Raw genomic sequence first — 18,802 nt, 5'->3', positions numbered from 1 at the left:
GTTAGAATGTGTCGCTTTCAGCCTTGTCCGTTTGCTCTGCCCGTTTCGCGTCTACCGGCGCCGCACCGTGCGCCGTAGCGAACTGGCCGCCGAGCTCCCGGTCCTCAAGCGCACACCGCTTTCTGACTCTGTCTCCGGACTCGACATGACGACTTCGTCTCCCGCACCCACCTCCCTGATGGCCAACGCAATCCGCGCGTTGTCCATGGACGCCGTTCAAAAAGCGAATTCCGGTCACCCCGGCATGCCGATGGGCATGGCCGAAATCGGCGTGGCTTTGTGGTCGCGTCATCTGCGCCATAACCCGAAGAACCCGCAATGGGCCGATCGCGACCGTTTCGTGCTGTCGAACGGCCACGGCTCGATGCTGCTGTACTCGCTGCTGCACCTGACCGGCTACGACCTGCCGATGGAAGAGCTGAAGAACTTCCGCCAGATGCATTCGAAGACGCCGGGCCACCCGGAATACGGCATCACGCCGGGCGTCGAAACCACCACTGGCCCGCTCGGCCAGGGTCTGGCGAATGCGGTCGGCATGGCGCTCGCCGAGTCGCTGCTCGCCACCGAATTCAACAAGCCTGACGCGAAGATCGTCGATCACCACACCTACGTGTTCGTCGGCGACGGCTGCCTGATGGAAGGCATCTCGCACGAAGCATGCTCGCTGGCGGGCGTGCTGAAGCTGAACAAGCTGATCGCGTTCTACGACGACAACGGCATCTCGATCGACGGCGAAGTGGTGCACTGGTTCCACGACGACACGCCCAAGCGCTTCGAAGCGTACGGCTGGAACGTGATCCCGAACGTGGTCGGCCACAACGTCGACGCAGTGGACGCGGCAATCAGGCAGGCCAAGCTGTCCGACAAGCCGACGCTGATCTGCTGCAAGACCGTGATCGGCGAAGGCTCGCCGAACAAGGCGGGCAGCCATGATTCGCATGGCGCGGCGCTCGGCGACAAGGAAGTCGCGGCCACGCGCGAAGCGATCGGCTGGAAGTGGGAGCCGTTCGTGATCCCGCAGGAAGTCTATGCGGCGTGGGACGCGAAGGAGTCCGGCGCGCAAATCGAAGGCGAATGGAACAAGGCATTCGCGGCCTACGCGGCGAAGTACCCGCAGGAAGCGGCGGAATTCAAGCGCCGTAACGCGAAGGAACTGCCGGCGGACTGGAAGGAAAAGGCGCAAGCGATCATCGCCGGCGCGAACGAGCGCGCGGAAACCGTCGCGACGCGCAAGGCATCGCAGCAGGCCATCGAAGGCCTGTCGGCGGTGCTGCCCGAACTGCTCGGCGGCTCCGCCGACCTGACCGGCTCGAACCTGACCAACTGGAAGGCCGCGAAGGCGGTGCGCGTGAACGCGGAAGGCAAGGCAGCCGGCAATTACGTGAACTACGGCGTGCGTGAATTCGGCATGAGCGCCGCGATCAACGGCCTCGCGCTGCATGGCGGCTTCAAGGCGTTCGGCGGCACGTTCCTGACGTTCTCGGACTACAGCCGCAACGCGCTGCGCGTCGCCGCGCTGATGAAGGCGCCGTCGATCTTCGTGTTCACGCACGACTCGATCGGTCTGGGTGAAGACGGTCCGACCCACCAGTCGATCGAACACGTCGCGAGCCTGCGCCTGATTCCGAACCTGCAAGTGTGGCGTCCGGCCGATACGGTCGAAACGGCGGTGGCCTGGACCCACGCGGTCGAACATCACGGCCCGTCGTGCCTGATCTTCAGCCGTCAGAACCTCGCGTTCTCGGAGCGCACCGACGCGCAGATCGCCAACATCGAGAAGGGCGGCTACGTGCTGCGCGACTGGAACGACGAGATCGTCGCGCGCAAGATCATCCTGATCGCCACCGGTTCGGAGGTCGAGTTGGCGCTGAACGCGGTCGAGCCGCTCGCGCGTGAAGGTATCGCGGCCCGTGTCGTGTCGATGCCGTCGACCACGGTGTTCGACAAGCAGGGCGCCGAATACCGCGAACGCGTTTTGCCTCACGGCGTGCGCCGCGTCGCGGTCGAAGCGGGCGTGACGGATTTCTGGCGCAAGTACGTGGGTCTGGAAGGCGGCGTGGTCGGGATCGACACGTTCGGCGAATCGGCCCCGGCTGGCGTGCTGTTCAAGCATTTCGGCTTCACCGTCGAGCACGTGGTAGAGACGGCAAAAGCCGCCCTCGGCTGATCGGGAGCAAAGTGTTGCCGCTCGCGTGCGAACGCGCGGCAACGCTGCCGGTCAGACCAACCAGGACGTATTTTTTCAGCCATCAGGAGATAAACCATGACGATTCGCGTCGCAATCAACGGCTATGGCCGGATCGGCCGCAACACCCTGCGCGCCTTCTATGAAAACGGCAAGAAGCACGATATCGAAATCGTCGCCATCAACGATCTGGGCGATGCCAAGACCAACGCCCACCTGACGCAATACGACACCGCACACGGCAAGTTCCCGGGCGAAGTGTCGGTTGACGGTGACTACCTCGTCGTCAACGGCGACAAGATCCGCGTGCTGGCCAACCGCAACCCGGCTGAACTGCCGTGGGGCGAGTTGAACGTCGACGTCGTGATGGAATGCACGGGCTTTTTCACGACCAAGGAAAAGGCTAGCGCACACATCAAGGGCGGCGCAAAGAAGGTCATCATCTCGGCACCGGGCGGCAAGGACGTCGACGCAACGATCGTCTACGGCGTGAACCACAACGTGCTGAAGGCATCGGACACGGTGATCTCGAACGCATCGTGCACGACCAACTGCCTGGCACCGCTCGTCAAGCCGCTGAACGACAAGATCGGCCTCGTGAACGGCCTGATGACGACGATCCACGCGTACACGAACGACCAGGTTCTGACCGACGTGTATCACGAAGACCTGCGCCGCGCGCGTTCGGCCACGCATAGCCAGATCCCGACCAAGACCGGCGCTGCGTCGGCGGTCGGTCTGGTGTTGCCGGAACTGAACGGCAAGCTGGACGGCTACGCGATTCGCGTCCCGACGATCAACGTGTCGGTGGTCGACCTGTCGTTCATCGCCGCGCGCGACACGACGGTCGACGAAGTCAACGCGATCATGAAGGAAGCATCGCAGGGCGCGCTGAAGGGCATCCTCGGCTACAACGACGCACCGCTGGTGTCGATCGACTTCAACCACAACCCGGCTTCGTCGACGTTCGACTCGACGCTGACCAAGGTGTCGGGCCGTCTGGTGAAGGTGTCGAGCTGGTACGACAACGAGTGGGGCTTCTCGAACCGCATGCTGGACACGGCTGTGGCGCTCGCCAACGCGAAGTAAGTTATTGCGCTTCGCGCGACGCCCTGCAAAGCCGGCTTCGGCCGGCGGCGGGGCAAACAAAGCCGCTCCTCGGAGCGGCTTTTTTACATCTGCGGGGTCGGGAAATGGACGCCGGCGCGCTGCGCGGCGTTCGAAATGTGAGTTTCGATGGCCTTGCCCGCAGCCGCCGAATCGCGTGCGCCAAGCGCGTCGAGAATCGCGCGATGCTCGGTGTACGTGGACAGCACCAGTTCGCGCCGGTAGAACGGCATCCGCTGGCTTTCCTTCATGATCTCCGCGCTGCTTTGCAGGATCGATTCGATTGCCGCATTGCCGGCAATGCTCACGATCCGCATGTGGAACTCGTAATCGAGGCGCGCGGCTTCGTCGAGTTCGTCGCAGGCGAGCGCGGTCTGCATCGCCGTGATGTTTTCCTCTAACCACGCGAGGTCGGCGTCGCTCACGGCGAGCGCCGCCATGCGCGCGACAAAGCCTTCCAGCGCGAAACGCATCTGATAGGTGTCCGGCAGCGATGACTGCTCGGAGAAACGCCACGACCGCGCGGCCGTGGCCTGCGCGCTTTCCACATACACGCCCTTGCCGGGCCGGATCACCAGCAGACCGAGCGCCTCCAGCGTGGAGAGCGCCTCGCGCAGCGACGCGCGGCTGATCGACAGTTCTTCGGAGAGTTGACGCTGGGCCGGCAGCAGACTGCCCACCGGATAGTCGCCCGCTTCGATCCGTTCGCGGATGGTCGCGATGGCGGCATCGGTGACGGTATGCGGAACGTTTTTCATGGTGGCTCACTGGGTGGCGCGGTCTGACCAGCATTGTAATACGCGGTCTGAACGCGCGGTGCCGTTGCGCAGCGGGCCTTTGCAACCCGACCCGAAATGGCTGGAAAAACAACGGGTAAACACTGTTCGATGAATCCTTGACGCCAGTATATCGGTTTCCTACTATTGGCCATAACAGTACTGGTCGGACCAGTCTGAACAGGTAGGAATCGAAACCAGGAGGAAGCCGTGTTGAAATTCTTCAATTCGCTGTTTGGCCGGGTCGTCATAGCGCTAGTGGCGGGCATCGTGATCGGCGCAATTTATCCGCATTTCGCCCAATCGCTGCGCCCGCTCGGGGACGGCTTTCTCAAGCTGATCAAGATGGTGATCGGTCCGATCGTGTTTTGCGTCGTGGTCAGCGGCATGGCGCACGCCGGCGATCTGCGCAAGGTCGGGCGCGTCGGATTGAAGGCGGTGATCTACTTCGAGGTGATGACGACGATCGCGCTCGTGATCGGCGCGGTGCTGGCTTATGCGACGCGGCCGGGCGTCGGCATGAACATCAATCTGCATTCGCTCGATCCGGCCTCGCTCTCGACCTACACCGAGCACGCGAAAAGCCTCAAGGACACCGCCGGCTTTCTGCTGAAGATCATTCCCGACACGGCGATCAACGCGTTCGCGACCGGCGACATCCTGCAGATTCTGGTGTTCTCGGTGCTGTTCGGCTCGGCGCTGTCGCTGCTCGGCAAGAAGGCGCAGCGCGTGAGCGGCCTGATCGACGAACTGTCGCAGGTGTTTTTCCGCGTGATGAGCTTCATCATCAAACTCGCGCCGCTCGGCGTGCTCGGCGCGATTGCGTTCACCACCGGCACGTACGGCGTCGAGTCGCTCAAGCAGCTCGGCATGCTGGTGCTCGTGTTCTACGCGAGCTGCTTCGTGTTCGTCGCGGTCGTGCTGGGCATCGTCATGCGGCTGGCGGGCTTCAGCATCTTCAAGCTGATTCGCTATCTGCGCGAGGAACTGTCGATCGTGCTCGGCACGGCTTCGTCCGACGCCGTGCTGCCGCAGATCATGCGCAAGCTGGAATGGATGGGCGTGAAAGATTCGACCGTGGGCCTCGTGATTCCGACCGGCTATTCGTTCAACCTCGACGGCTTCTCGATCTATCTCACGCTGGCGGTGATCTTCATCGCGCAGGCCACCAACACGCCGCTGTCCATGCACGACCTGATCGTGGTGGTGCTGGTGTCGCTCGTGACGTCGAAGGGCGCGCACGGCATTCCCGGCTCGGCCATCGTGATTCTGGCCGCGACGTTGTCCGCGATTCCGGCGATTCCCGTGCTCGGCCTCGTGCTGATCCTGCCGGTTGATTGGTTCGTCGGCATTGCCCGCGCGTTGACCAACCTGATCGGCAACTGCGTGGCGACGGTGGTGGTCGCCGTGTGGGAGAACGATATCGACCGGGTGCGCGCTCATCGCGTGCTGAACCGCGACGCGGCCTTGCGCTACGTGCCCGCCGGTGAAGACACGAGCGCCGAGCAGGTGGGTGGCGAACACGCGCCGGCCGTGTGACGCGGGCGGTTTGACATACGTAGCTCCGAATCCTGATCCCGCGCGCCAACGCGGCGCGCTTACCGCACCGGCGGACACCGCGACTCTGCTGTCTGTCCCCAACCATTTGCTTCTCACCGAAACCATCATGGCCACTCCGATCCTCGACCCGAACGCTCCAGCCTTCACCCGCCGCTACATGAACCTCGCCGACCCGCGTCTGGGCGCGCAGGCACTGTTCGCCAGCGACGAATTCTTCGCGCCGAAGGAGCGCATGCTCGAACCGCAGCCGGCGGTGTTCATCCCCGGCAAATACGACGACCACGGCAAGTGGATGGACGGCTGGGAAACCCGCCGCAAACGCAGCACCGGCCACGACTACTGCGTGATCCGCCTCGCGCGGCCGGGCGTCGTGCACGGCGTCGATCTGGATACGAGCCACTTCACCGGCAACTTCCCGCCGGCCGCGTCGATCGACGCCTGTTATGCGGACGCCGACGTGCCGCCCGATCACGCCGACTGGCAAACCCTCGTGCCGGCGACCACACTGCAGGGCAACCAGCACCACTACGTCGAAGTGAGCGACGCGCGCGCGTTCACCCATCTGCGCGTGAATCTGTATCCGGATGGCGGTCTCGCGCGGCTGCGCGTGTATGGCCAGCCGAAGCGCGACTGGGAGCGGGTCGAACGCGGCACGCTGCTGGACCTCGCCGCGATCGAAAACGGCGCGTACCTGGTCGCGGCGAACAACCAGCATTTCGGGCCGGCTTCGCAGATGCTGATGCCGGGCCGCGGCGTCAACATGGGCGACGGCTGGGAAACCCGGCGCCGTCGCGAGCCGGGCAACGACTGGGCGATCGTCGCGCTGGCGCGGCCGGGCGTGATCCGCAAGATCGAAGTGGATACGGCGCACTTCAAGGGCAATTTCCCCGACCGCTGTTCGGTGCAGGCGGCCTCGGTGACGGGTGGCACGGACGACTCGCTCGTCACGCAGGCGATGTTCTGGCCGGAATTGCTCGGCGAACAGAAACTGCAAATGGACCACGTGCACACGTTCACGGACGGCCTCGCGTCGCTCGGACCCGTCACGCATGTGCGTTTCAATATCTTTCCGGACGGCGGCGTGTCGCGCCTGCGTCTGTGGGGCGAGATCGCGTAACGGAGTGGCGTGATGAAGACATTGCAGATGGAACGTTTGACGCGCAGCGCGTTCGCGCCGTTCGGCGACGTCATCGAACTGGACGGTGCGCGCCATTTCGCGATCAACGGCGGCACGACCGAGCGCTATCACGACCTTGCCAACGTCGACGTGACGGAGCGCGGCGGCCGCGCGCTGATCAATCTGTTTCGTGCGCAGCCGCGCGCGTTGCCGGTCGACATCACGATGATGGAGCGGCATCCGCTCGGCAGCCAGGCTTTCATTCCCTTACAGCAGGGCCGCTATCTGGTGGTGGTCGCGCCTGCCGGCGAGTTCGATCCGACGCTGATGCGGGCGTTCTGGACCGACGCGTGGCAAGGCGTCAATTACGCGAAAGGGGTGTGGCATCACCCGCTGCTGGCGCTCGATCAGGTGAGCGATTTCGTGGTGGTGGATCGTGGCGGCGAGGGCAATAATTGCGACGAATTGTCGTTGGCCGAGCCGTGGCGCCTCACGTTCGCAGCGAGCGCCGAACTGGTGGCCTAGCGACGCACGCCGTGCACGCGGCGCTGCCGTCAACCTGAAAAGAAAGACCCGGCCGATTCGCATCGGCCGGGTCTTTCGCATTGCCGCCCCGCGCACCCCGGCGCGGGCGGCGTTACTGCGTCAATGCTTGCGATGCGGGCAATTCTCCTTCGTGCAGGCGCCATACAGCGCCAGCGCGTGTTCCTGCAGCTTGAAGCCGCGTTCCTTCGCGATAGACTGCTGACGGCTTTCGATTTCGGAATCGAAAAATTCTTCGACGAGTCCGCAATCGATGCACACGAGGTGGTCGTGATGCGTCCCCTCGTTGAGTTCGAACACCGCCTTGCCCGATTCGAAATTGCTGCGCGAGAGCAGGCCGGCCTGCTCGAATTGCGTCAGCACGCGATACACGGTTGCCAGGCCGATATCGAGTTCCTCGTGCAGGAGGTTACGGTACACGTCTTCGGCTGTCAGATGACGCACCGGGCTGTGCTGAAAAATCTCAAGGATTTTGAGGCGCGGAAGGGTCGCCTTGAGCCCGATATTCTTGAGATCGGTTGGATTGGTCATGACAAGGGATCCCTAGAGTACAATGCTGGGCTCTCATAGTAATGTGTTTTTGCCGTTCTGGTCATCTTCGATGGAATGAAACTCGCGCGGCTCGTCAGCGGGCCCGCACGGTGAGTGAAATGATTTCAAAATCTCAATTGATCTACCGGGGGAGCCGCATGCGGGGTACCTTGATCGCTGTTGCGACTGTCGCGGTTCTTGCCGGATGTTCCACTTACGACAGCCTGACACAGCGCATCGCCCAAAGCATCACGCCGTACCGGATTACGGTGGTGCAAGGCAATTTCGTATCGTCGGAAGCGGCGGCACAGATGAAAGTCGGCATGACACGCGCACAAGTGCGTCAGTTGCTCGGCACGCCGCTGTTGACCGACATGTTCCACGCGGATCGCTGGGACTACGTGTTCTATTTCAAGCGCGGCTCGACTTCAATCGTGCAGCAGCGCGACTTCGTGGTGTTCTTCTCGGGTGATCTGGTGACGAGCTGGACGGGCGGCGAGGATCTGCCGTCCAATCTCGAATTGCTCGCGGAGATCGACGGCGACAGGCGCGGCGGCAGAAGGCCGAGCGCGACGAACGCGGCTGCGGCAAGCGCCCCGGCCGCCGCTAGCGCCCCGGCTGCCGATAGCGGCGCGCCGGCAGTCACGCTGGACACCACCCGCTCGCCGTCCGTCGAGGGCGCCGCCGCAGTGGGCGCGCCGTCCACCGACCCGAACGCGGAAGCCGCAGAGGCCGCCAATCGTGCGACCAATGCCGTGCAATCCACGCCGAACGGCCCGTCGCCCGCACGAGCCAGGGCGCCGACCGCAAATGCTGGCGGCATTCCGTCGCAAGGCCCGACGGCCCCGGGTCAGCCGCAGTTCCAGTTCCACCGTCCGCCGCCGCCGGCTCCGACTAGCCAGAGCAATCCGGTGGGACCGACCGGTGCGCAAAGCAGCGGTGGCCCGACGAACAGTGCGCCCGTGACGACTTCTCCGTCGACTTCGGGAACGGGCGAGTAATCGGGCTGTCCTTGTTTTAAGGCGGGCACGGCGCCATGCGCAGCGCCCGCCGGATTCTCCGCTTTTCCAATGAGGTGCGGCGCCCGGGTGTGCTGCCCGCCGCCGCTTTCACCCGCATTTGCCGGGTTTTGCCATTTCGAACCCTCGTAGCCATGAAAATTGCCATTGCTGGCGCATCGGGCCGTATGGGCCGCATGCTCATCGAAACCGTCCTTAACGATTCCGACGCCACGTTGTCCGGCGCGCTCGACCGCGCGGACTCCCCGCAACTCGGGCAGGACGCGGGCGCGTTTCTCGGCAAACAGACGGGCGTGCTGCTCACCGACGACATCGAGCGCGTGTTCGCCGAATCCGACTACCTGATCGACTTCACGCGCCCCGAGGGCACGCTGATGCATCTGGAAGCGGCGCAGCGCTACGGCGTGAAAATGGTGATCGGCACGACCGGCTTCGACAGCGAGCAGAAAGCGCAACTGCGCGCGGCTGCGGACAAAGTCGCCATCATGCTGTCGTCGAACATGAGCGTCGGCGTGAACGTCACGCTGAAGTTGCTGGAATACGCAGCGAAGCATTTCGCGACCGGCTACGACATCGAGATCATCGAGGCGCATCACCGTCATAAGGTCGACGCACCCTCCGGCACCGCGCTGACCATGGGCGAGGTGATCGCCAACGCGCTCGGCCGTAATCTCGACGACTGCGCGGTCTACAGCCGCGAAGGCGTGACCGGCGAGCGCGATCCGTCCACGATCGGCTTCTCGGCGATTCGCGGCGGCGATATCGTCGGCGACCATACGGTGCTGTTCGCGGGCATCGGCGAGCGCATCGAAATCACGCACAAATCGGCGAGCCGTTTGTCGTATGCGCAAGGCGCGCTGCGTGCCGTGCGCTTCCTCGAAGGCCGTCAAACTGGTCTGTTCGACATGCAGGACGTACTCGGCCTGCGTTGAACGCTCTTGCGCGCTAATCTTGAGCACTGAGCACTGAGCACTGAGCACTGAGCACTGAGCACTGAGCACTGAGTCAGGGGCGTCGCGGCCCCTGCGCGTTCTGTGAAATCACTTTTCCACGGCGAGGTCAGATGGCAGGCAGCAGCGGCATCATCCATTACCTGCAAACCAGCGACGCGCTGACGCATGGCGTCGCCTATGTGCTGCTGGCCATGTCGGTTGCGAGCTGGTGTTTTCTGATCGTCAAAAGCTGGATCCTCACGCGCGCCAAACGTCAGGCCACGCGGGCGATTGCGCAGTTCTGGCAGGCGCCGACGCTCTCCGAAGGTGTCGTGGCATTGCGGCGCGCGGATCGCGAGCGTGTTTTCACGCCGCTCGCCGAAGCTGCGCTGCATGCCGCCGAAGTGGACATTCCCGGTGTGTTGCTCGCGCGCGTCGAGCGCGGCGAACGGGTGCTGCGCGCATTGCGCCAGGCGCTCAACGCGTCGCAGCGGCGGCTCGAATTCGGTCAGGTGCTGCTGGCCTCGGTGGGCAGCACGGCGCCCTTCGTCGGCCTGCTCGGCACCGTGTGGGGCATCTATCACGCGCTCGGCAGTATTGCGGCGAGCGGTCAGGCGCAGATCGAAAATGTTGCGGGACCGGTCGGCGAGGCGCTGATCATGACTGCCTTTGGCCTCGTGGTCGCGATTCCCGCGGTGCTCGCGTACAACGTGCTCGGGCGTCTCGTGCGGCAGTTGTCGGAGGAACTCGACGGCTTCGCGCACGACCTGCATGCCTATGTGTGCGCGGCGGCGGAACCGGCTCAGGCGCCGATGCGGGCGCAGCAGGCTTCGACCCACTAGCGGCGCTGTTCAGGCGGAAAGCTCAGGAAGGAGGCGACATGGCATTCGGCGGACTCGAAAAGAAGCAGACGGCCGGGCCGATGGCCGAGATCAACATGACGCCGCTGATCGACGTGATGCTGGTGCTGCTGGTGATTTTCATCATCACTGCGCCGTTGTTCACGCACGCGATCCGGCTCGATCTGCCGAAAGTCGCGGCAGCGCCCGCTCGTCAGACCCCGCAAACCATATCGCTTTCCATCGATGCCGCCGGCAAGCTGTACTGGAACGGCAACATCATCACGCTTGCGCAGATGCGCACGCAGTTCGCGCAAGCGGGGAAACAGACGGAGCAGCCGGAGATTCAACTGCGCGCGGAGCGCGCGACCCGCTACGAGGTGATCGCGCAGGTGATGGGCGCGGCGCAGCAAGCGGGGCTCGAGCGGATTGGTTTCGTGACGGACCCGCCACCGCAGGACGCGGCGCATTAAATCCGAAACCCTGTCCCAAACCCGTCACACACCCCGCATCAGGCCCGCGCACCATGCCGCGCGGCGTACCCGTCCGCGAACGGTATAATCAGCCCTTTCCCCGCCGACCGGGGAAACGACGCCATTTCATCCAGCAGAGCACCAAAGCGGCCGGTGCGAAAGCACCGAACCCAGCGATCTCATCACACCATGCACGAAAAATACGTTCCCTCCGACGTCGAAGCTGCCGCGCAAGGGCAATGGCGCGCCATCGACGCGTACAAGACGACGGAAACCACCGACAAGCCCAAGTTCTATTGCGTCTCGATGCTGCCGTATCCGTCGGGCAAGCTGCATATGGGGCACGTGCGCAACTACACGATCAACGACGTGATGTACCGCTATCTGCGGATGAACGGCTACAACGTGCTGATGCCGATGGGCTGGGACGCGTTCGGCATGCCGGCGGAAAACGCCGCGATGGCCAACAACGTGCCGCCCGCGAAGTGGACCTACGACAACATCGCTTACATGAAGAAGCAGATGCAGTCGATGGGCCTCGCGATCGACTGGACGCGCGAAGTCGCGACCTGCAGCCCCGACTACTACAAGTGGAACCAGTGGCTGTTCCTGAAGATGCTCGAAAAGGGCATCGCGTACAAGAAGACCGGCACGGTCAACTGGGACCCGGTCGATCAGACCGTGCTCGCCAACGAGCAGGTGATCGACGGCCGCGGCTGGCGCTCGGGCGCGCTCGTCGAGAAGCGCGAAATCCCGATGTACTACATGCGCATCACGCAGTACGCGGATGAACTGCTGAACGACCTCCACGGCCTCGGCTGGCCCGAGCGCGTGAAGATCATGCAGCAGAACTGGATCGGCAAGAGCTTCGGCGTGAACTTCGGCTTCCCGTATGAAATCGACGGCGAACAGAAGCTGCTGCGCGTGTTCACCACGCGCGCCGACACGATCATGGGCGTGACCTTCTGCGCGATCGCCGCCGAACATCCGCTCGCCACGCGTCTCGCGCAAGGCAAGCCGGAACTGCAGGCGTTCATCGACGAATGCAAGCGCGGCGGCGTCGCCGAAGCCGACATCGCGACGATGGAAAAGAAGGGCATGGCCACCGGCTTCTACGTCACGCATCCGCTGACGCAGGAACAGGTCGAAGTGTGGATCGGCAACTACGTGCTGATGAGCTACGGCGAAGGCGCGGTGATGGGCGTGCCCGCGCACGACGAGCGCGACTTCGCGTTCGTGAAGAAATACGGCCTGCCGATCAAGCAGGTGGTCGCGGTCGAAGGCAAGGAGTTCTCGACGGAAGCTTGGGCAGAATGGTACGGCGAGAAGGCCGGCACGCTGGTCAACAGCGGCAAGTACGACGGCCTCGCGTACGACCAGGCGGTCGACCAGATCGCCGCGGACCTGAAGGAACTGAGCCTCGGCGACAAGCAGATCACATGGCGTCTGCGTGACTGGGGCGTGTCGCGCCAGCGCTATTGGGGCACGCCGATTCCGATCATCCACTGCCCGAGCTGCGGCGACGTGCCGGTTCCGGAAAAAGATCTGCCGGTGGTGCTGCCGGAAGACCTCGTGCCGGACGGCACGGGCAACCCGCTCGCGAAGTCCGAAGCGTTTGTGAACTGCACCTGCCCGACCTGCGGCGGCGCGGCCAAACGCGAAACCGACACGATGGACACGTTCGTCGATTCGTCCTGGTACTTCTACCGCTATGCGGCGCCGGACGCGCAGACCATGGTCGACGAGCGCACCGACTACTGGGCGCCGATGGACCAGTACATCGGCGGCATCGAACACGCGATTCTTCACCTGCTGTACTCGCGCTTCTGGGCGAAGGTGATGCGCGACCTGGGCCTGATCAAGTTTGGCGAGCCGGCGAAGAACCTGCTCACGCAGGGCATGGTGCTCAACGAAACCTACTACCGCGAAAACGAAGCCGGTAAGAAGACCTGGTACAACCCGGCGGACGTCACCGTGTCGTTCGACGACAAGGGCCGTCCGGTCGGCGCTGTCTTGAACGAGGACGGCCAGCCGGTGGTGCTCGGCGGCGTCGAGAAGATGTCGAAGTCGAAGAACAACGGCGTCGATCCGCAATTGCTGATCGATCAGCATGGCGCGGACACCGCGCGTCTGTTCGTGATGTTCGCTGCGCCCCCCGAGCAGCAGCTCGAGTGGTCCGGTTCGGGCGTCGAAGGCGCGAGCCGCTTCCTGCGCCGCGTGTGGAATTTCGGTCACGCGAACGAAGCCGCGTTGCGCGCGGGCGGCCAGCTCGACGCCGTGCAATTCAACGAAGCCGACAAGCCGCTGCGCCGCGAGATCTACAGCGTGCTGAAGCAGGCCGACTTCGACTACCAGCGTCTGCAGTACAACACGGTGGTGTCGGCCGCGATGAAGATGCTCAACGCGCTCGACAGCGCGAAGGGCGCCCAGCCGGCCGTGCTGCGCGAAACCTACGGCGTGATGCTGCGCGTGCTGTACCCGGTGGTGCCGCACCAGACTTTCCAGTTGTGGCAGGAACTCGGTTACGCCGACGAATTCGGCTCGCTGCTCGACGCCGCATGGCCGAAGGTCGACGAAAAGGCGCTGGAGCAGGCCGAGATCGAACTCGTGTTGCAGGTGAACGGCAAGGTGCGCGGCGCGATCACGGTGGCGAAAGACGCGACGCGCGAAGCGATCGAACAGCTCGCGGCGGCTCACGAAATGGTCGCCAAGTTCAGCGAAGGCAAGGCGCCAAAGAAGATCGTCGTGGTGCCGGGCCGTCTCGTGAACGTGGTCGTTTGACGATCCACGAAAACATGTCGGCAGACAAAGCGCCGCCGCGCGTGGCGGTGCTTGTCTGCGCTGCGCAATCTACTGCGAACCGGGAGCCAATGTGACTCGCAGATCGTTTTTGACGCTGGCTTGCAGCGTGATGATGTTGTCGGCCTGCGGCTTCCAGTTGCGCGGCCAGCAGGACTACGCATTCAAACGCCTCTATGTTTCGGGCGGTTCCCCGGCCGCCGTCGCGCGGCTCACGCGCATGGTGCAGGGCGGCAGCGACACGGTGGTGGTCACTTCGGTCGCCAATGCCGACGCGATCTTGCAACTCACGCAAGCGCGCAGCACGAGCACGCTGACGCTGAACTCGCTCGGCGTGGTAGCGGAGTATCAACTGAATCTGTCGATGAACTACACGCTGACCGGCAAGGACGGCACCGTGCTGATCCCGGCGAGCGTGATCGCCTTGAATCGCGCGATGACCTACAGCGATCAGTTCTCCCAAGCCAAGGCCGCCGAGTCCGACATCCTGTTCGCCGACATGGAAAACGACGCGATCGACCAGCTGATCCGCCGCCTCGGAGTGGTGCGCTCGATGAATCCGGCGCCGGGCGAAGGCGTGCCGGCCATCGCGCCGCGCGCGCCGTTGCCGCCGCCGCCGCTGTGAGCGTGATGCCGTGTCCGATTCACCGCACCTGTTCAACCTCGCCGACCAGTAGCCATGCAACTGCGACTTGACGCGCTCGAAGCGCATCTCGCGAAGGGACTCGCCGGACTGTACGTCGTGTACGGCGACGAGCACCTGCTCGCGCAGGAAGCGTGCGACCGGATTCGCGTGACGGCGCGCGCGGCCGGTTTTACCGACCGCTCGGTGTTCACGGTCGAACGGGGTTTCGACTGGAGTTCGCTGCTGGGCGCGAGCCAGTCGATGTCGTTGTTCGGCGACCGTCAACTGGTCGAGTTGCGCATTCCGTCGGGCAAGCCCGGCAAGGAAGGCGCGGATGCGCTGAAGGCGCTCGCCGCCGCCGTCAACGACGACGTGCTGACCATCGTCACGCTGCCGCGTCTCGACGCGGCCACGCAAAAGTCGGCCTGGTTCACGGCGCTCGCGGATGCGGGTGCCGCGCTGAAGATCGACCCGGTCGAACGCGCGCAGTTGCCGAACTGGGTCGGTCAGCGTCTCGCGGCGCAGGGTCAGCGGGTGGCCGCCGGCGAGGAAGGGCGGCGCGCGCTCGCGTTCATCGCCGAACGGGTGGAAGGCAATCTGCTCGCCGCGCATCAGGAAATCCAGAAGCTCGGGCTGTTGTATCCGGCCGGCTCACTGAGCTTCGAACAAGTTCACGACGCGGTGCTCAACGTCGCGCGCTACGACGTCTTCAAGCTGAACGAAGCAATGCTGGCGGGCGATGTCGGCCGTTTGTCGCGCATGCTCGACGGACTGCGCGGCGAAGGCGAGGCTGCGGTGCTGGTGTTGTGGGCGGTCGTCGAAGAAGTGCGCACGCTGTTGCGGATCAAGCGCGGCGTCGCGGCCGGCAAGCCGCTCGCGATGCTGGTGCGCGAGAACCGCGTGTGGGGGCCGCGTGAGCGGCTGATCGGGCCGGCGCTCTCGCGTGTCACCGAAGGTGCGATGGAGAAGGCGCTAGCGTTGGCGGCGCGGCTGGATCGGCAGGTGAAGGGGTTGTCGGGCGGCACGCCGGGCAATCATCGAAACGATCCGCCGCCTGATCCGTGGGACGGCCTGTTCGAACTGGCCATGACGGTCGCGTCGCCAAAGTCGGCGCCGGTGCCGCCGCCACGACCTCGGGCGGGAGCGGGCGCGCCGGGGCGAAGGCCAGCGTGAACCGCAGCTTGAAGTACAGCGCGACGTAGTTTCTGTCAGCTGCGCGCGCGGCATCCTCCAGGTCCCGATCGTTTTTCCAGGCGCCGCGTCAAGCGCGCAAGTTCGGGCCAGGCCATACCGACCGCCGCCGCGAGCAAAGCACCTGTACCCGACTTACAATCGTTTGATCTTTCGCTAATCCTGCTTGTCCGCCGCACGTCGACGTGCGCGGCACCACGAGAATGACCATGGATATCGACCAGTACATGACCGACCTCGGTCGCCGCGCCCGCCAGGCTTCGCGTGCGATGGCGCGCGCCTCGACGGCGTCGAAGAACGCCGCGCTCGCGGCCGTTGCGCAGGCCATCGAGCGCGATGCCGCGCTGCTCAAGGAAGCCAACGCACGCGACGTCGCGCGCGCTCGCGACAAAGGGCACGACGCCGCGTTCATCGACCGTCTGACGCTGTCGGACAAAGCGCTGAACACGATGCTCGAAGGCTTGCGGCAGGTGGCGGCGCTGGCCGATCCGATCGGCGAGATCAGCAATCTGAAGTATCGGCCGAGCGGCATTCAGGTCGGCCAGATGCGTGTGCCGCTCGGTGTGATCGGCATCATCTACGAATCGCGCCCGAACGTGACCATCGACGCCGCGGCGCTGTGTCTGAAATCCGGCAACGCGACGATTCTGCGTGGCGGCTCGGAAGCGCTCGAAAGCAACACCGCGCTGGCGAAGCTGATCGGCGAAGGCCTGCAAGCGGCCGGCTTGCCACAGGATGCCGTGCAGGTGGTCGCCACGTCAGACCGCGCGGCGGTCGGCAAGCTGATCACGATGACCGACTATGTCGACGTGATCGTCCCGCGCGGCGGTAAGAGCCTGATCGAGCGGCTCATCAACGAAGCGCGCGTGCCGATGATCAAGCACCTCGACGGCATCTGCCACGTGTATGTCGACGACCGCGCGGACCTGGCCAAGGCGCTGACCGTCTGCGACAACGCGAAGACGCACCGCTACGGCACCTGCAACACGATGGAGACGCTGCTGGTCGCACGCGGCATCGCCGCCGACGTGCTGCCGCCGCTCGGCAAGCTGTACCGCGGCAAGGACGTCGAGCTGCGGGTGGACGCGGCGGCGCGCGCGGTGCTGGCGGATGCGGGCGTGGGCCCGCTCGTCGATGCCACCGAGGAAGACTGGCGCACCGAATACCTCGCGCCGGTGCTGGCGATCAAGGTGGTCGACGATCTCGACGCGGCGATCGACCACATCAATACCTACAGCTCGCAACACACCGACGCGATCGTCACGGAAGACCACGATCGCGCGATGCGCTTCCTGCGCGAAGTGGACTCGGCCAGCGTGATGGTCAACGCCTCGACACGTTTCGCGGACGGCTTCGAGTTCGGCCTGGGTGCGGAGATCGGCATCTCGAACGACAAGCTGCACGCGCGCGGTCCGGTCGGCCTGGAAGGGTTGACGTCGCTCAAATACGTCGTGCTGGGCCACGGCGAAGGCCGTCAATAGCCGCGATAATCGCGGCAGCGGGCCGGCGCGCGCGCCGGCCTACGCCACCACGTTGCACAAGGACCGCTGATGCTTTGGGTAAAGACGTTTCACATCGTGTTGATTGCCTCCTGGTTCGCTGGCCTGTTCTATTTGCCGCGCATCTTCGTCAATCTGGCGATGGAAACGGAACCCGCCGCGATTGCGCGGCTCCTGATCATGGCGCGCAAGCTGTTCCGCTTCATGACCTTCATCGCGGTGCCGGCTTTGGCGTGCGGTCTATGGCTGTGGCTTTTCATCGGCATTGGCAGCGGGGAGGGCTGGATTCACGCGAAGGTCGGCGTGGTGGTGCTGCTGATCATCTATCACGCGTACTGCGGCGTGCTGCTGCGCACTTTCGAGCGTGGCGAGAATCGTCGCTCGGACAAGTGGTATCGGATGTTCAATGAACTGCCGGTGCTCGGGATGCTGGCGGCGGTCGCACTGGTCGTGATCAAGCCGTTCTGATCTCGACGCCGGGCCGCGAGGCCCGACGTGATGTTCATCGCTGCAATGAAAAAGGGCTGTTTGCCGATCAATCGGCAAACAGCCCTTTCTGTATCTGGCGTGCTGCTTCGCGAATCGCCGGTACCTCACCCGTGTGAATCGACCCTGCGCCGGTGAATCACCTCTTTGGTCTGCGCGAGCTTTTCTACCAGCTCCGGTCCACGGCTGAGCGCCACGCCCACCGCCAGAATGTCGCCGATCGCCAGATGCGACACGCGCGAAGTCATCGGCGAAAAGATATCCGTGTCTTCGTCGACGTTCGCGAACAGGCCGACCGTCGCAAGCCGCGCGAGCGGCGAATTGCCGTGCGTGATCGCGATCACCTTCGCGCCCGCGTTGAGCGCGGCTTTCGCGGCGTCGATGATGTCGCGCGTGCGGCCGGTGTTCGAGATCGCCACCACGACATCGCCTGCGCCGAGAAGCGCAGCCGACATCAGAAACGTATGCGGGTCCGAATACGCGACGCTCGGCATGCCGAGCCGGAAGAATTTGTGCTGCACGTCGAGCGCGGCGATCCCCGAGCCGCCCGCGCCGTAGAACTCGATGCGCCGCGCCTGCGCCAGTATCCCGATCGCCGCCGCCACGCTGTCCGACGACAGATTGTTGCGCACCTGGATCAGCGCGCCGATGGTCCGGTCGAGCACCTTGGCGGCGACGCCCGGCGTCGGCTCGTCGGGCCGCACGTCGCGATAGACGGCGGGCACCTCGGCGGCGATCCCCTGCGCGAGCCGGATCTTGAACTCGCGAAACCCCGAAAAGCCGAGCGCATGACAAAACCGCGCGATGGTCGGCTGGCTGACGCCCGCGCGGGCGGCGACTTCCGTCATCGACAGGTCGAGCACCTCGCGCGGAGACTCGATCACGTAGTCGGCCAGCTTGCGCTCGGACGGGCGCAACTGCTCGCGCATCTCTTCCACTTGGGACAGCATCATCGGAAAACTCGCACTATGCTGAAGAATGCGTGGACTATAGCCGATTGCACGAGAAGGTACAAAAACTACATTTTCGCCCGTAGGTGTAATCCCCAGGATTTCTGCTGTTCGCCGCTAATTGGCCGCCAGTAAGGCATTGCGTGATCCGGCCAGATGCGGCGGTGCAG

Annotated in this window: 17 protein-coding genes; 14 read left to right on the top strand and 3 right to left on the bottom strand. The window is 64.3% G+C overall.

Annotated elements, in window-relative coordinates; all coding sequences use genetic code 11:
• The first annotated feature begins 145 nt into the window (after positions 1 to 145).
• Together tkt and gap are read left to right on the top strand one after the other, a co-directional pair.
• Positions 146 to 2,167 (top strand): transketolase, encoded by a 2,022-nt coding sequence (gene tkt / locus FVF58_RS29910; RefSeq protein ID WP_149673385.1) that lies wholly within the window; start codon positions 146 to 148, stop codon positions 2,165 to 2,167.
• 96 nt (positions 2,168 to 2,263) lie between these two features.
• On the top strand, positions 2,264 to 3,274 hold the full coding sequence (gene gap, locus FVF58_RS29905) for a type I glyceraldehyde-3-phosphate dehydrogenase (RefSeq protein WP_149673384.1): 1,011 nt from the start codon (positions 2,264 to 2,266) through the stop codon (positions 3,272 to 3,274).
• An 83-nt stretch (positions 3,275 to 3,357) separates the two neighbouring features.
• Here the strand turns inward: gap and FVF58_RS29900 are convergent, their stop codons facing one another.
• Positions 3,358 to 4,050, bottom strand: coding sequence for a FadR/GntR family transcriptional regulator (locus tag FVF58_RS29900; protein WP_149673383.1), 693 nt, complete (start codon positions 4,048 to 4,050; stop codon positions 3,358 to 3,360).
• A gap of 228 nt (positions 4,051 to 4,278) precedes the next feature.
• Here FVF58_RS29900 and FVF58_RS29895 point away from each other — a divergent pair, with 228 nt between their 5' ends.
• The 3 genes from FVF58_RS29895 to FVF58_RS29885 all read left to right on the top strand — a co-directional run bounded on the left by FVF58_RS29895 (position 4,279) and on the right by FVF58_RS29885 (position 7,270).
• The gene (locus FVF58_RS29895; protein WP_149673382.1) at positions 4,279 to 5,607 is read left to right on the top strand and encodes a C4-dicarboxylate transporter DctA; all 1,329 of its coding nucleotides are present in this window, start codon (positions 4,279 to 4,281) and stop codon (positions 5,605 to 5,607) included.
• A gap of 127 nt (positions 5,608 to 5,734) precedes the next feature.
• The gene (gene alc / locus FVF58_RS29890; protein ID WP_149673381.1) at positions 5,735 to 6,745 is read left to right on the top strand and encodes an allantoicase; all 1,011 of its coding nucleotides are present in this window, start codon (positions 5,735 to 5,737) and stop codon (positions 6,743 to 6,745) included.
• A gap of 12 nt (positions 6,746 to 6,757) precedes the next feature.
• Positions 6,758 to 7,270, top strand: a complete 513-nt coding sequence (locus tag FVF58_RS29885) for an ureidoglycolate lyase (RefSeq protein WP_149673380.1) — start codon at positions 6,758 to 6,760, stop codon at positions 7,268 to 7,270.
• Positions 7,271 to 7,390: 120 nt separating this feature from the next.
• On the opposite strand, the gene fur is transcribed toward FVF58_RS29885, so the two are convergent.
• On the bottom strand, positions 7,391 to 7,819 hold the full coding sequence (gene fur / locus FVF58_RS29880; protein WP_149673379.1) for a ferric iron uptake transcriptional regulator: 429 nt from the start codon (positions 7,817 to 7,819) through the stop codon (positions 7,391 to 7,393).
• Between the two features lie 158 nt (positions 7,820 to 7,977).
• Here fur and FVF58_RS29875 point away from each other — a divergent pair, with 158 nt between their 5' ends.
• The 9 genes from FVF58_RS29875 to FVF58_RS29835 all read left to right on the top strand — a co-directional run bounded on the left by FVF58_RS29875 (position 7,978) and on the right by FVF58_RS29835 (position 17,664).
• Positions 7,978 to 8,820, top strand: a complete 843-nt coding sequence (locus FVF58_RS29875) for an outer membrane protein assembly factor BamE (RefSeq protein WP_149673469.1) — start codon at positions 7,978 to 7,980, stop codon at positions 8,818 to 8,820.
• A 152-nt stretch (positions 8,821 to 8,972) separates the two neighbouring features.
• Positions 8,973 to 9,770 carry a 4-hydroxy-tetrahydrodipicolinate reductase gene (gene dapB, locus FVF58_RS29870; RefSeq protein ID WP_149673378.1) on the top strand — a complete coding sequence of 266 codons (798 nt, stop codon included), beginning with the start codon at positions 8,973 to 8,975 and terminating at the stop codon, positions 9,768 to 9,770.
• A gap of 131 nt (positions 9,771 to 9,901) precedes the next feature.
• Positions 9,902 to 10,612: a MotA/TolQ/ExbB proton channel family protein gene (locus tag FVF58_RS29865; protein WP_149673377.1), complete on the top strand. Its 711-nt coding sequence runs from the start codon at positions 9,902 to 9,904 to the stop codon at positions 10,610 to 10,612.
• Between the two features lie 38 nt (positions 10,613 to 10,650).
• Positions 10,651 to 11,082, top strand: coding sequence for an ExbD/TolR family protein (locus tag FVF58_RS29860; protein WP_149673376.1), 432 nt, complete (start codon positions 10,651 to 10,653; stop codon positions 11,080 to 11,082).
• A 189-nt stretch (positions 11,083 to 11,271) separates the two neighbouring features.
• Positions 11,272 to 13,863 carry a leucine--tRNA ligase gene (gene leuS / locus FVF58_RS29855; protein ID WP_149673375.1) on the top strand — a complete coding sequence of 864 codons (2,592 nt, stop codon included), beginning with the start codon at positions 11,272 to 11,274 and terminating at the stop codon, positions 13,861 to 13,863.
• 91 nt (positions 13,864 to 13,954) lie between these two features.
• Positions 13,955 to 14,506, top strand: coding sequence for an LPS-assembly lipoprotein LptE (locus FVF58_RS29850; protein WP_246217238.1), 552 nt, complete (start codon positions 13,955 to 13,957; stop codon positions 14,504 to 14,506).
• Positions 14,507 to 14,560: 54 nt separating this feature from the next.
• Positions 14,561 to 15,679 (top strand): DNA polymerase III subunit delta, encoded by a 1,119-nt coding sequence (gene holA / locus FVF58_RS29845; RefSeq protein WP_149673374.1) that lies wholly within the window; start codon positions 14,561 to 14,563, stop codon positions 15,677 to 15,679.
• A gap of 227 nt (positions 15,680 to 15,906) precedes the next feature.
• On the top strand, positions 15,907 to 17,178 hold the full coding sequence (locus FVF58_RS29840; protein ID WP_149673373.1) for a glutamate-5-semialdehyde dehydrogenase: 1,272 nt from the start codon (positions 15,907 to 15,909) through the stop codon (positions 17,176 to 17,178).
• Between the two features lie 69 nt (positions 17,179 to 17,247).
• Positions 17,248 to 17,664 carry a CopD family protein gene (locus FVF58_RS29835; RefSeq protein ID WP_149673372.1) on the top strand — a complete coding sequence of 139 codons (417 nt, stop codon included), beginning with the start codon at positions 17,248 to 17,250 and terminating at the stop codon, positions 17,662 to 17,664.
• A 125-nt stretch (positions 17,665 to 17,789) separates the two neighbouring features.
• On the opposite strand, the gene FVF58_RS29830 is transcribed toward FVF58_RS29835, so the two are convergent.
• Positions 17,790 to 18,635: a MurR/RpiR family transcriptional regulator gene (locus FVF58_RS29830; RefSeq protein WP_149673371.1), complete on the bottom strand. Its 846-nt coding sequence runs from the start codon at positions 18,633 to 18,635 to the stop codon at positions 17,790 to 17,792.
• Positions 18,636 to 18,802: the final 167 nt, after the last annotated feature.

The organism is Paraburkholderia panacisoli (assembly GCF_008369935.1).
Lineage (GTDB): Bacteria > Pseudomonadota > Gammaproteobacteria > Burkholderiales > Burkholderiaceae > Paraburkholderia > Paraburkholderia panacisoli.
Note: the sequence above shows the minus strand (reverse complement) of the source record. Positions and strands in the feature narration are given on the sequence as shown.

Bases quoted from the DNA above. Each gene is read 5' to 3' on its own strand.
- FVF58_RS29860 (WP_149673376.1), top strand. From the start codon at position 10,651: ATGGCATTCGGCGGACTCGAAAAGAAGCAGACGGCCGGGCCGATGGCC.
- dapB (WP_149673378.1), top strand. From the start codon at position 8,973: ATGAAAATTGCCATTGCTGGCGCATCGGGCCGTATGGGCCGCATGCTC.
- FVF58_RS29885 (WP_149673380.1), top strand. From the start codon at position 6,758: ATGAAGACATTGCAGATGGAACGTTTGACGCGCAGCGCGTTCGCGCCG.
- FVF58_RS29830 (WP_149673371.1), bottom strand. From the start codon at position 18,635: ATGATGCTGTCCCAAGTGGAAGAGATGCGCGAGCAGTTGCGCCCGTCC.
- holA (WP_149673374.1), top strand. From the start codon at position 14,561: ATGCAACTGCGACTTGACGCGCTCGAAGCGCATCTCGCGAAGGGACTC.
- tkt (WP_149673385.1), top strand. From the start codon at position 146: ATGACGACTTCGTCTCCCGCACCCACCTCCCTGATGGCCAACGCAATC.
- fur (WP_149673379.1), bottom strand. From the start codon at position 7,819: ATGACCAATCCAACCGATCTCAAGAATATCGGGCTCAAGGCGACCCTT.
- FVF58_RS29840 (WP_149673373.1), top strand. From the start codon at position 15,907: ATGGATATCGACCAGTACATGACCGACCTCGGTCGCCGCGCCCGCCAG.
- FVF58_RS29875 (WP_149673469.1), top strand. From the start codon at position 7,978: ATGCGGGGTACCTTGATCGCTGTTGCGACTGTCGCGGTTCTTGCCGGA.
- FVF58_RS29835 (WP_149673372.1), top strand. From the start codon at position 17,248: ATGCTTTGGGTAAAGACGTTTCACATCGTGTTGATTGCCTCCTGGTTC.
- leuS (WP_149673375.1), top strand. From the start codon at position 11,272: ATGCACGAAAAATACGTTCCCTCCGACGTCGAAGCTGCCGCGCAAGGG.
- FVF58_RS29900 (WP_149673383.1), bottom strand. From the start codon at position 4,050: ATGAAAAACGTTCCGCATACCGTCACCGATGCCGCCATCGCGACCATC.
- FVF58_RS29865 (WP_149673377.1), top strand. From the start codon at position 9,902: ATGGCAGGCAGCAGCGGCATCATCCATTACCTGCAAACCAGCGACGCG.
- gap (WP_149673384.1), top strand. From the start codon at position 2,264: ATGACGATTCGCGTCGCAATCAACGGCTATGGCCGGATCGGCCGCAAC.
- alc (WP_149673381.1), top strand. From the start codon at position 5,735: ATGGCCACTCCGATCCTCGACCCGAACGCTCCAGCCTTCACCCGCCGC.